The 12,847-nt window shown below is 73.3% G+C and carries 8 protein-coding genes; 6 read left to right on the top strand and 2 right to left on the bottom strand.

The window, feature by feature from the left end:
* Nucleotides 1–44: 44 nt before the first annotated feature.
* Nucleotides 45–812 (bottom strand): dienelactone hydrolase family protein, encoded by a 768-nt coding sequence (locus GXW83_RS10830; protein ID WP_182442863.1) that lies wholly within the window; start codon nucleotides 810–812, stop codon nucleotides 45–47.
* 565 nt (nucleotides 813–1,377) lie between these two features.
* On the opposite strand from GXW83_RS10830, the gene GXW83_RS10825 reads away from it, so the two are divergent.
* From GXW83_RS10825 to GXW83_RS10800, 6 genes are all read left to right on the top strand, one after another.
* Nucleotides 1,378–3,642 carry a putative Ig domain-containing protein gene (locus GXW83_RS10825; RefSeq protein WP_225446892.1) on the top strand — a complete coding sequence of 755 codons (2,265 nt, stop codon included), beginning with the start codon at nucleotides 1,378–1,380 and terminating at the stop codon, nucleotides 3,640–3,642.
* Nucleotides 3,643–3,790: 148 nt separating this feature from the next.
* Nucleotides 3,791–4,714: an LLM class F420-dependent oxidoreductase gene (locus GXW83_RS10820; RefSeq protein ID WP_182442862.1), complete on the top strand. Its 924-nt coding sequence runs from the start codon at nucleotides 3,791–3,793 to the stop codon at nucleotides 4,712–4,714.
* Between the two features lie 84 nt (nucleotides 4,715–4,798).
* A complete protein-coding gene (locus GXW83_RS10815) occupies nucleotides 4,799–5,965 on the top strand; it encodes a calcium:proton antiporter (protein WP_182442861.1) in 1,167 nt (388 codons plus the stop codon).
* A gap of 209 nt (nucleotides 5,966–6,174) precedes the next feature.
* Nucleotides 6,175–8,244 (top strand): phosphocholine-specific phospholipase C, encoded by a 2,070-nt coding sequence (locus GXW83_RS10810; RefSeq protein ID WP_182442860.1) that lies wholly within the window; start codon nucleotides 6,175–6,177, stop codon nucleotides 8,242–8,244.
* A 203-nt stretch (nucleotides 8,245–8,447) separates the two neighbouring features.
* The gene (locus GXW83_RS10805; protein WP_182442859.1) at nucleotides 8,448–10,886 is read left to right on the top strand and encodes a hypothetical protein; all 2,439 of its coding nucleotides are present in this window, start codon (nucleotides 8,448–8,450) and stop codon (nucleotides 10,884–10,886) included.
* A gap of 157 nt (nucleotides 10,887–11,043) precedes the next feature.
* Nucleotides 11,044–11,739 carry a type 1 glutamine amidotransferase domain-containing protein gene (locus GXW83_RS10800; RefSeq protein ID WP_182442858.1) on the top strand — a complete coding sequence of 232 codons (696 nt, stop codon included), beginning with the start codon at nucleotides 11,044–11,046 and terminating at the stop codon, nucleotides 11,737–11,739.
* A 36-nt stretch (nucleotides 11,740–11,775) separates the two neighbouring features.
* Here GXW83_RS10800 and GXW83_RS10795 read toward each other — a convergent pair whose 3' ends face one another.
* Nucleotides 11,776–12,822 (bottom strand): LysR family transcriptional regulator, encoded by a 1,047-nt coding sequence (locus tag GXW83_RS10795; RefSeq protein WP_182442857.1) that lies wholly within the window; start codon nucleotides 12,820–12,822, stop codon nucleotides 11,776–11,778.
* Nucleotides 12,823–12,847 lie beyond the last annotated feature (25 nt).

Below are 12,847 nucleotides of genomic sequence, written 5' to 3'. Positions count from 1 at the left end.
GGCGCCAGCCGATCCGCCCGGTCAAGGGTGTGCGGGGGCGGCCGTCACCGCCGGGCGCGGGCCTCGGCGGGGGCGGCGGACGGGCCGGACGGCCCCAGGTGCTCGGCGAAGAACGCCTCGATCCGCTGCCAGGCGTCGGCGGCCGACTCCGGGTGCGGGCCGACGCCGGCGATCCGCATCAGCGGGCGCAGCACGCGCGGGCCGACCTCCGCGTCGTTCAGGAAGGAGTGGCCGGCGCCGGGGTACTCCTTGCAGTCGTGCGGGGTGCCGACCTGGTCCAGCGCCGATTCCAGCTTGGCGGTGGCGCCCTTGAGGCCCCGGTCGCGCGCTCCGTAGGAGGTGACCAGCGGGCAGCTGTCGGCCGCCGCGGCGCCCAGGTCCTTGGGCAGCATGCCGTAGTTGACGGAGGCGGCGTCGAAGCCGCGCCCGGCGGCCAGCAGGGCGAAGCCGCCGCCCATGCAGAAGCCGAGGACGCCGACCCGGCCGGTGCAGTCGGCTCGGCCCAGCAGCCACTGCCGGGCAGCCTCGATGTCGGCGAAGGGCCGGCCGCGCCCGGCGCCCATGGCCCGCATGGTGGAGACCAGGCAGCGGCGGGCGCCGCCCTCGCTGTACAGGTCGGGCATGAGCGCCAGGTATCCGGCGCGGGCCAGGCGCTCGGCCTGACGGCGCATCACCTCGTCCATGCCGAAGGCCTCGTGGATCAGCACGACGCCGGGCCAGGGGCCCTCCCCGTCCGGGAGCGCCAGGTAGCCGCTCAGGCGCGGTGAGCCGCCCTGCTGCCGCGCGACTGCGGAGAGGTCGACGTCTGCCATCGCGGGCCCTTCTGCGTGCGGGGGGGTGCGGGAGGTGCCGGGAGTGCCAGGGGTACGGGGAGGTGCGCGGGGCGCGCGCGGCCGTCGGCGTCGGCCCCGGACACGGGTCTACCAGAGAGTAACCGCATCGCGCCAGCACGCCTCCCCGCACGGAGCAGTGCGCGACGGCGCCGAGCAGGGCGTCTGACTATCTGTCACCACGCACGGCGCCAGGCCCGAATTCGTCATTCCTGTCGGATTTCATTGAGCTCTTGCCCACTCCGATAAGGCTTCGCTATGTTCATCCCCCGGACACCACCAATCGTGGTGGCAGCCTGCCCGCATGGCTGTCATGTCCATGAATATGACGGAGCGCCCGCACCGCCCTGTTCCGCGGCCCGGGGTCCGTCCCACACGTACGGCGCAGCCCGTTCCAACGCACGCGCACGTGTTCCCTCGACCCCGGTACGGCGCACGGTCCGGTATCCGCCGGTCCTCCCCCGCGCCGTCCCCGTCCCCCTCATGGGAGGGCCGTTCGTTGCATACCCCCAAGTCGTCCGCGCTCAGATTCGGACTCCGCAGGATCGTGGCCGCCGGTGCATCGGCCGCCACGCTGGCCGTGTTCGGCCTCGCGGCGACAGCCGCCCCGGCCACCGCGGCCACCAGCCACACCACTGACTACCGCGCGGCCTGCCCCGCGGCGCCGGTCGGCGATTCGTCCTGCAATGCGCTGGTCCGCACGAACATCACGCCGCAGCTGGCCCACCGGGCCGCCAACGGCGCGGTGGAGCCCTCCGCGACCGTCTCCGGCTACGGCCCGACGCAGCTGCAGTCGGCGTACAACCTGGCCTCGGCCGCCGCCGCCAACGGCACCGGCGAGACCGTCGCCGTCGTCGACGCCTTCGACGACCCGAACGCCGCCAGCGACCTCGCGGTCTACCGCAGTCAGTTCGGGCTCCCCGCCTGCGGCACCGGCTGTTTCACCAAGCTGAACGAGAACGGCCAGACCAGCCCGCTGCCCTCGCCGGCCCCGGCCGACGACGACTGGACCGGTGAAGAGGCGCTGGACGTCGACATGGTGTCGGCGATCTGCCCGCTCTGCCACATCGACCTGGTCGAGGCCAGCTCGGAGAGCAACGACGACCTGGGTGCGGCCGTGAACGCGGCCGTCAACGCGGGCGCGAAGTTCGTCTCCAACAGCTACGGCGGCAGCGAGGCGTCCAACGACACCACCTACGACTCCGAGTACTACGACCACCCGGGCGTGGCGGTCACCGCCTCCTCCGGTGACAGCGGCTACGGCGTCGAGTACCCGGCGGCCTCGCAGTACGTGACCGCCGTCGGCGGCACCTCGCTGTCCACCGCGTCCAACACCCGCGGCTGGACCGAGTCGGTCTGGTCCACCAGCAGCTCCGAGGGCGCCGGCTCCGGCTGCTCCGCCGACGACCCGAAGCCGTCCTGGCAGAAGGACACCGGCTGCTCCAAGCGCACCGTCGCCGACGTCTCCGCCGTCGCCGACCCGGCCACCGGCGTCGCCGTCTACGACACCTACAACAGCGAGGGCGGCTGGAACGTCTACGGCGGCACCTCCGTGGCCTCGCCGCTGATCGCCTCGGTGTACGCGCTGGCCGGCACCCCGGCCGCGGGCACCACCCCGGCCTCCTACCTGTACGCCCACACCTCGTCGCTGAACGACGTGACCACGGGCGAGACCACCACCTGCTCCCCGACCTACCTGTGCGAGGCGGGGCCGGGCTACGACGGCCCGACCGGTCTGGGCACGCCGAACGGCACCACCGCCTTCTCCAACGGCACCTCCACCGGCAACACGGTGACGGTGACCAACCCGGGCAGCCAGACCGGCAAGGTCGGCACCGCCGCCTCGCTGCAGATCAGCGCCAGTGACTCGGCCTCCGGCCAGACCCTGACCTACAGCGCCACCGGCCTGCCCGCCGGCCTGTCGATCAACGCCTCCACCGGCCTGATCTCCGGCACCCCCACCGCCTCCGGCAGCTCCTCGGTCACCGTGACCGCCAAGGACGGCACCGGCGCCACCGGCAGCGCCTCCTTCACCTGGACGGTCAGCGCCGCCACCGGCAACACGGTCACGGTCAGCAACCCGGGCAACCAGACCGGCACCGTCGGCACCGCCGCCTCGCTGCAGATCAGCGCCAGTGACTCGGCCTCCGGCCAGACCCTGACCTACAGCGCCACCGGCCTGCCCGCCGGCCTGTCGATCAACGCCTCCACCGGCCTGATCTCCGGCACCCCGACCGCCGCCGCCACCTCCTCGGTCACCGTGACCGCCAAGGACGGCTCCGGCGCCACCGGCAGCACCAGCTTCACCTGGACCGTCAACTCCGCCTCCGGCGGCGGTTGCAGCGCCTCGCAGCTGATCGGCAACCCCGGCTTCGAGACCGGCAGCGCCTCCCCGTGGACCGCCAGCTCGGGTGTCATCAACAGCGACACCACCGACGAGCCCGCCCACTCCGGCAGCTGGGACGCCTGGCTCGACGGCTACGGCACCACCCACACCGACACCCTGTCCCAGACCGTGACCATCCCCTCCACCTGCGTCAACGCCGCCTACTCCTTCTGGCTGCACATCGACACGGCGGAGACCAGCAAGACCACGGCCTACGACACCCTCAAGGTCGAGGTCGTCAGCGGCGGCACCACCACCACGCTGGCCACCTACTCCAACCTGAACAAGGCGAGCGGCTACACCCAGCACTCCTTCAGCCTCGCCCCCTACATCGGCAAGAGCGTGACGCTGACCTTCGTCGGCGCCGAGGACTCCAGCCTGCAGACCAGCTTCGTGCTGGACGACACCGCGCTGAACGTCTCCTGACGCCTCGCCGCTAGCCCCACCGCAGCACCCGTAGTACCCGTCACGGCCCCGGTCGCCACCAGCGACCGGGGCCGTCCGGCTGCCCGAACCGTCCGGCTGCCCGGACCGGCGCCCGAGTCGGCGCCCGGCGCGGTGGCAGGATGGGGCCATGGACCTGCGCATCTTCACCGAGCCCCAGCAAGGGGCCTCCTACGACACGCTGCTGAGTGTGGCCAAGGCCGCCGAGGACCTGGAGTACGGCGCCTTCTTCCGCTCCGACCACTACCTGAAGATGGGCGACGCGGACGGCCTGCCCGGCCCGACCGACGCCTGGATCACCCTGGCCGGGATCGCCCGGGAGACCTCCCGGATCAGACTGGGCACGCTGATGTCGGCCGCGACCTTCCGGCTGCCGGGCGTGCTGGCCATCCAGGTCGCCCAGGTCGACCAGATGTCCGGCGGCCGGGTCGAGCTGGGCCTCGGCGCGGGCTGGTACGAGGAGGAGCACACCGCGTACGGCATCCCCTTCCCGCAGGCCAGGATCGGCCGGCTGGAGGAGCAGCTGGCGATCGTCACCGGGCTGTGGGGCACCGCGCTGGGCGAGACCTTCGACTTCGACGGCGCCTACTACACGCTGAAGGACTCGCCGGCGCTGCCCAAGCCGGTGCAGTCGCGGATCCCGGTGCTGGTGGGCGGCGGCGGCCCGGTGCGCACCCCGGCGCTGGCGGCCCGCTTCGCCGACGAGTTCAACTCGGCCTTCCAGTCGGTCCAGGACAGCGCCGAGCAGTTCGGCCGGGTCCGGGCAGCGGTCGCCGAGGCCGGGCGCAAGCCGTCCGAGCTGGTGTACTCCAACGCCCTGGTGGCCTGCGTGGGCAAGGACGACGCCGAGGTGGCCCGGCGTGCCGAGGCCATCGGCCGCAGCGTGGAGGACCTCCGGGAGAACGGCGTCGCCGGGACTCCGGACGAGGCCGCCGAGAAGATCGCCCGCTATGCGGCGGTCGGCTCGCAGCGGATCTACCTGCAGATCCTGGACCTCGACGACCTGGACCACCTGGCCCTGATCGCCGAGCGGGTGCGTCCGCAGCTGGGCTGACGCCGGGTCGGCGGTGTCGGCGCAGGGGGCCGCCGCGGGGCGTGGATCAGGGGAACGGCCTGTCCGATATGTCAGTGTTGGGCCATGTCCGACACTCCTCGCTCCCGGTGGCTGTCCTGGACGGTCGTCGCACCGCTGGTCGCCCTCGTCGTGCTGGTGCTGACCTGGGGCCGGCACATCCCCGTGTGGGTGGCGGTGTGCCTGGCCGCGGTCCTGGCCGGGGCGGTGCTGGCGGCGGTGCACCACGCCGAGGTGGTCGCCCACCGGGTGGGCGAGCCGTTCGGATCGCTGGTGCTGGCCGTCGCCGTCACCATCATCGAGGTGGCGCTGATCGTCACGCTGATGGTCACCGGAGCCTCGGACACCGCCTCGCTCGCCCGGGACACCGTCTTCGCCGCCGTCATGATCACCACCAACGGCATCGTCGGGCTCTCGCTGCTCACCGGCGCGCTGCGGTACGGCGTGGCACTGTTCAACCCCGAGGGCACCGGCGCGGCGCTGGCCACCGTGGCCACGCTGAGCGCGCTGAGCCTGGTGCTGCCGAGGTTCACCACCAGCACCCCCGGGCCGAGGTTCTCCGGCACCCAGCTCACCTTCGCCGCGCTGGCCTCGCTCGCCCTGTACGGCATGTTCGTGTCCACCCAGACCCGGCGGCACCGCGACTTCTTCCTCCCGGTCACCTCGCCGGTGACCGCCGTGCCGACCACCGCGACCGTGGCCGCCGCGACCTCCTCCACGACCGCCGAGAGCGGCTCCTCGGCCGCCCACGACGAGCAGCACCCGACCGCCCCCAGCGCCAGGGCCGCGCTGTTCAGCCTGGGCCTGCTGCTGCTGGCGCTGGTGGACGTGGTCGGGCTGGCCAAGGTGGAGTCGCACGCGATCGAGTCGGCGGTCCGCGCCGTGGGCTTCCCGCCCTCCTTCGTCGGCGTGGTCATCGCGCTGCTGGTGCTGGCCCCGGAGACGCTGGCCGCCGTCCGGGCCGCCCGGCAGGAGCGGGTGCAGATCAGCCTGAACCTCGGCTACGGCTCGGCGATGGCCAGCATCGGGCTGACCATCCCGGCCATCGCGGTCGCCTCGATCTGGCTGAAGGGCCCGCTGCTGCTGGGCCTGGGCGCCACCCAGCTGGTCCTGCTGGCACTGACCGTCGTGGTCAGCACGCTCACCGTGGTGCCCGGCCGGGCGACCCGGCTGCAGGGCGGCATCCACCTGGTCCTGCTGGCTGCGTTCGTCTTCCTCGCCATCAAGCCGTAACGTCTTGCGCCACACCGGTTCTGACGTAGCCTCAGCAAGTCCCCGAGGTCAGCGGGCCTTCGACGCGCCGCCGTCATCCGCCCGCTCCCCCGCGTTGGTGCGGGCTTCGCCCGCCCGTTCCCCTCCCGCCACGGCGCGTTCCCGCAGCGCCGCGATGCTGTGCCTCCACCCCTCGCTCCGCCTCGGACGACCCAGGAGGCACCCGTTCCATGACTGCCCTCAACCGTCGGCGCTTCATCCAGCTGGCCGGCGGCACCGCCGCCTTCTCGATGCTCTCCACCAGCATCGCCCGCGCCGCGTCCATCCCCGCCGCCCGCCGCACCGGAACCCTCAAGGACGTCGAACACATCGTCGTCCTGATGCAGGAGAACCGGTCCTTCGACCACTACTTCGGCACGCTGCGCGGCGTCCGCGGCTTCGGCGACCCGCGCCCGGTGACGCTGCCCAGCGGCAAGTCGGTCTGGTACCAGTCCGACGGCACCAAGGACGTCCTGCCGTTCCACCCGGACGCCCAGAACCTCGGCCTGCAGTTCCTGGAGGACCTGGCGCACGACTGGAACACCGGCCACCAGGCGTGGAACAACGGCGCGTACGACCAGTGGATCCCGGCCAAGACCGCGACCACCATGGCGCACCTCACCCGTGAGGACATCCCCTTCCACTACGCCCTGGCCGACGCCTTCACCATCTGCGACTCGTACCACTGCTCGCTGCTGACCTGCACCGACCCCAACCGCTACTACATGTGGACCGGCTACACCGGCAACGACGGCAAGGGCGGCGGCCCGGTCCTGGACAACGCCGAGGCCGGCTACGGCTGGACCACCTACCCCGAGCGGCTGGAGCAGGCCGGGGTGTCCTGGAAGATCTACCAGGACATCGGCACCGGCCTGAACGCCGACGGCTACTGGGGCTGGACCGACGACGCCTACATCGGCAACTACGGCGACAACTCGCTGCTCTACTTCGACCAGTACCGCAACGCCCAGCCCGGCGACCCGCTCTACGACAAGGCCCGCACCGGCACCAACGCCTCCGCCGGGGAGGGCTTCTTCGACCAGCTCAAGGCCGACGTGCTGGCCGGGAACCTGCCCCAGGTGTCCTGGGTGGTCGCCCCCGAGGCGTTCACCGAGCACCCCAACTGGCCTGCCAACTACGGCGCCTGGTACACCGCCCAGCTGCTGGACGCGCTGACCGCCAACCCGGAGGTGTGGAGCAGGACCGCGCTGTTCATCACCTTCGACGAGAACGACGGCTTCTTCGACCACATCGTGCCGCCGTTCCCGCCCACCTCGGCCGCGCAGGGCAAGTCCACCGCGGACGTCTCCGCCGACCTGCTGCCCGCCGACTCCGACGGCTTCGTGGCCGGTCCGTACGGCCTGGGCCAGCGGGTGCCCATGCTGGTCGTCTCGCCGTGGAGCAAGGGCGGCTGGGTCAACTCCCAGGTCTTCGACCACACGTCCATCATCCAGTTCATCGAGCAGCGCTTCGGTGCGCACGAGCCCAACATCTCGCCCTGGCGCCGCGCCGTCTGCGGCGACCTGACCTCGGCGTTCGACTTCGGCCTGGCCGACAGCAAGGTACCGGTGCTGCCCTCCACCAGCGGCTACCAGCCGCCGGACCAGGACCGGCACCCGGACTACGTGCCGACCCCGCCCGCCGATCCGGCGCTGCCGCAGCAGGAGCCCGGCACCCGCCCGGCCCGCGCGCTGCCCTACCGCCTGGCGGTGGACGGCACGCTCGGCAAGTCCGGCGAACTGACCCTGGACTTCGCCAACCACGGCACGGTCGGCGCGAGTTGGCTGGTCACCTCGGCCACCCACGCGGGCGGCCCGTGGAGCTACACGGTCGGCGCCGGGCAGAGCCTGACCGGCAGCTGGGACGTCGCGGGCGACCCGAAGGGCGCATACGACCTCACCGTGCACGGCCCCAACGGCTTCCTGCGGCGGCTCACCGGCAGCATCGCCCAGGCCGGACCGGAGGTGACCGCCGCGCAGGTCGGCCGCAACGCCGAGATCCGGCTGGTGCTGCGCAACGACGGCCCGACCACGGTCGAGCTCACCGTCTCCGACGCGTACGGCAACGGCCGCCCGAAGACGTTCCGGCTGCGCCCCGGGGCCGACACCGTGCACTCGATCGACCTGCGGCCGGGCCACGGCTGGTACGACCTGACCGTGGTCTCCGCCCAGGACGGCGGCTTCCTGCGGCGGTTGGCGGGCCACGTCGAGACCGGCAAGCCCAGCATCAGCGACCCGGCGATCGGCGCCCACGCCGGCTGACCGGCCGCGCCCCGCACCCCGCACCCCTGAGACGGACCGGCCGTCGGCAACGGCCGGTCCGTCTGCTGCTTTTGCGCGGGTTCCGGTTCCGCGTCGCCACCTTGTCGCCGACGCGGCACCCGGGCGTCGCCCGCAGGACACCTACGGGCGACAGGGTTCGCACGTCCCCGCCGGGCGGTCCCCGTGAAAGGCAGCGCCTCCCCATGACTGGCAGCAGATCCCACCCCGCTCCCCCGCTCCGATCGATCCGCCGGACGGCCCTGGGAGTGCTCCTGGCCGGCGCCGCCGCGCTCGGACCGGCGGCCCTGCCGGGCTCGGCCCACGCCGCCGCCTCCACCGCGTTCACCGCGGGCGACCTGGTGGTCTACCGGGTCGGCGACGGCAGCACCTCGCTCAGCGGCTCGTCCGCGCCGGTCTTCCTGGACGAGTACGCGCCCGGCGGGACGCTGGTGGAGTCCGTGCCGCTGCCGACCACCGCGAGCGACACCGGCAACGCGTTCACCGACGCCGGAACGGCCAACTCCGACGGCGAGTTGACGCTGTCGGCCAACGGCCAGTACCTGCTGGCCGCCGGGTACGACAGCCCGGTCGGCACCGCCGGTGTGACCTCCACCGACGCGGTGACCGTGGCCCGCGCCGCCGCCGACGGCACGGTGGACACCTCCACCGCGCTGCCCTCGTTCGCGGCCGGCAACAACGTCCGCTCCGCGGTGAGCAGCAACGGCACCGACATCTGGGTGGCCGGCGCGGCCGGAGGCATCGCCCACACCACCCTGGGCGCGACCACCGCCACCACGCTCAACAGCAGTGATCTGAACTTCCGTCAGTTGGAAATCGCCGACGGGCAGTTGTACGCCTCCTCGAACAAGAACTCGCTGACCGTGGCCGCCGTGGGCACCGGCCTGCCCACCACCGCCGGGCAGAGCATCGACAACCTGCCCGGCAATCCGGACTCCGGCGGCGACCCGTACAGCTATGCGCTGTTCACCCTGGGCAGCGGCTCCGCCCCGGATACCCTCTACATCGCCGACGCCACCGCCGGGAAGATCCTCAAGTACGGCCTGAGCAGCGGCAAGTGGAAGGCCGAGGGCTCCGAGAAGGTCTCCTCGGTGACCGGCCTGACCGGCACCCTGCACGGCAGCACGGTGCAGCTGTACGCGACCGGCAGCGGCTCGTCCGGCGCCTCCGGCACGCTCTCCTCGGTCACCGACACCTCCGGCGCGGGCGGCAGCATGAGCGGCAGCGTCACGACGCTGGCCTCCGCCGCCTCCAGGACCGCCTTCCGCGGCGTGGCCTTCGCCCCCGGCACCGCCGTGGTGACCGCGGTCAGCCCGCCGCCCACCATCAGCACGCCGCAGGCCGGCCTGCCTGCCGCGCTCGGCGACAGCACCAACGCCGCCATGCCGGTGACCGTGGGCGACGCCGCCTACGGCGCGGCCGGCGTCACGGTCACCGCCGCCTCCTCCGACACCGCCGTGGCCCCGGCCTCCGGCATCAGCGTCACCGGCAGCGGCGCCACCCGCACGCTCACCGTCACCCCGGCCGCCGTCGGCTACTCCACCCTCACCCTGACCGCGACCGCCCCCGACGGCACCAGCGCCAGCACCACCGTCGACTACGGCGTCTCGGCCGCCGTCGCCGCCGACCCGAACGCCCGCTACTACTCCGGCGCGGGCAACGGCTCGACCATCATCGACGTCGGCGGCGGCTACATGCTGGTCGGCGACGACGAGTCCAACGTGCTCCGGCTCTACCAGGAGGGCGTCTCCGGGCCGCCGGTGAAGACCTTCGACTTCACCGGTCTGCTGCCGTACGGCAGCACCGAGATCGACATCGAGGCCGCCGCCCGGGTCGGCAACCGGATCTACTGGACCGGCTCGATGAGCAACAGCTCCAGCGGCAAGCTGGAGCCCGCCCGCAGCACCCTGTTCGCCACCGACATCACCGGCTCCGGCGCCTCCACCACGCTCAGCTACGTCGGCAGCTACACCGGCCTGCGCAGCGACCTGATCGCCTGGGACCAGGACAACGGCCACGGCCTGGGCGCCAACGCCCTGGGCTTCGCCGCCTCCGCCGCCTCCGGCGTGGGCGGGCACACCGCCGAGTCGTTCAACGTCGAGGGCCTGGAGTTCGCCCCGGGCAGCACCACCACGGCATACCTGGCCTTCCGCGGGCCGCTGGAGTCCACCAGCACCCGGAACCAGGCGCTGCTGGTGCCGGTGACCAACCTCGACCAGCTGGTCACCGGCGGCAACCCGGGCACCCTGCACGCCGCCTTCGGCGCGCCGATCGAGGACAACCTCGGCGGCCTGGGCTTCCGGGAGATCCGCAAGAACGCCGACGACCAGTACCTGATCATCGCCGGAGCCGCGGACGAGACCGACAGCTTCGCGCTGTACTCCTGGGACGGCCGGCCCGGCGACGCCCCGGTCGCCACCCACACCGCCCTGCCCGCCGGAGCGGCCGACGGCTCCTGGGAGTCGATCGGCGCCGTCCCCGACCCGCTGACGTCCGGCAGCACCGTCTCCGTGCTTCAGGACAACGGCGACACCGTCTGGTACGGCGACGGGCTCGACTCCAAGGACGGCATCCCCGCCGACCTGCAGAAGGACCTCGGCGACAGCGTCACGTACACGCCCTGACCAGCCGCGCACCGATGCCGTCGGCCGCCGGGACCAACCGGCGGCCGACGGCATCAGCGTTCCTATGGGGCGCATAGGCGCGCCTATGCCGCACGGCCGGGGATCGCGCCCTACGGTCGTAGCGAACCCACCCTCCCCGCACGAGAGCGAGCACCCCATGGCGACCATCCTTTTCGTGGTGACCGGCGCGGACCACTGGACCCTCAAGGACGGCAGCAAGCACCCGACCGGGTACTGGGCCGAGGAACTGGTGGCGCCGTACCGGCTGTTCACCGCCGCCGGGCACACGGTCGCGGTGGCCACCCCCGGCGGCACCGTGCCCGTCGTCGACCAGGGCAGCCTGGCCCCCGAGTTCAACGGCGGCCAGGAGCAGGCCGACGCCGTCCGCGCCGAGCTCGACGCCATCGCCGAGCTGCGCTCCCCGCTGCGGCTGGCCGACGTCGACCTGGCCGACTACGACGCGGTGTTCTACCCCGGCGGCCACGGCCCGATGGAGGACCTGGCGGTCGACGGCGTCTCCGGCGGCCTGCTCACCGCCGCGCTCGACTCCGGCAAGCCGCTCGGCGTGGTCTGCCACGGCCCGGCCGCGCTGCTGGCCGCCCGCCGCGCCGACGGCTCCCCCGCCTTCGCCGGCTACCGGCTCACCGGCTTCACCAACACCGAGGAGACCCAGGCGGGCCTCGCCGACCAGGCCCCCTGGCTGCTGCAGGACCGGCTGGTCGGCATCGGCGCGGACTTCCGCGAGGGCGAGCCCTGGGCCCCGCACACCGAGGTCGACCGCAACCTGTACACCGGCCAGAACCCGGCCTCCTCGGCCCCGCTCGCCGCCGAACTGCTCAAGGCCCTGGGCTGAGACCGGGATCGAGACCGGGGCCGGGGCCGGGGAGCGTCACCAGTCGCGTGCCGCCTGCAACAGCCGCTCGCGCACCATCGCGGTGTGCGGCGGCTCGTGCGCGCCGGTGCGCTGGACCAGGTAGATCGTGTTGATCGGCGAGTCCGGGATCTCCAGCAGCTGCACCAGCGCGCCCGACTCCAGCTCCGCCCGGCACAGGTAGCGCGGCAGCACGCTGGCCCCGGCCCCGGCGGCCACCGCCGCCAGCACCGCCCGCAGATCCGGGACGACCACCGCCGCCGTCCCGGTCGGGCGCACCCCGAAGACGTGCCGCCAGTACCGGCGGACGATCGGCAGCTCCTCCGAGTAGGTCACCAGCGGCACGCCGCGCAGCGCGGCCGGGCCGCCGTCCGCGACCCGGCCCGCGCCGATGCGCTCGGCCCAGGCGGGGGCCGCGACCAGCACGAACTCCTCGTCCATCAGCGGGACCGCGGTCAGCGCCCGGCCGCGCGGGCGGATGCTGGAGACCACCAGGTCGTGACTGCCCGCCTGCAGCCCGGCCAGCAGCTCCTCGGCCAGGCCCAGGCTGATCCGCAGCCGCAGCCCCCGCCCGACCAGCGGCGCCAGCGCGGGCAGCACCAGCAGGCCGAACAGCTCGGCCGGACCGGCCAGGTGGACGGGCGCGGCGGTCGTCCCCTGCCCGGCGCCCCGGCCGCGGTCGTCCAGCGCCGCCAGCGCGTCCAGCGGCGCGGCGATCTCCGCCGCCAGCTCGTCGGCGATGGCGCTGGGAGCCGCCCCCGTCGGCAGCCGCTCGTACAGCGGACGGCCCAGCTGCCGCTCCAGCGCCCGGATCTGCAGCGTGACCGTGGGCTGCGACAGCCCGAGCAGCCGGGCCGCGGCGGTGAACGACCCGGTCCGGTAGACCGCCAGGAAGGTGCGCAGCTGGTTGAGGTCGAGCGCGCCGGTCAGCCCGGCCGCGCCGCCGCCGGACGCGCCGCCCGGCGCGCCGCCCGGCGTGCTGCCTTCCGACGCACCCGCACCGGCTGCGTCGGCACCGGCTCCCTTGGCACTGACTCCGCTGGCACTGGCTCCACTGGGGGACATAACGGTCACCCTATGCGAAGCGGCG

This window comes from Streptacidiphilus sp. PB12-B1b (assembly GCF_014084125.1).
In the GTDB taxonomy this organism is placed as follows: Bacteria; Actinomycetota; Actinomycetes; order Streptomycetales; family Streptomycetaceae; genus Streptacidiphilus.
Note: the sequence above shows the minus strand (reverse complement) of the source record. Positions and strands in the feature narration are given on the sequence as shown.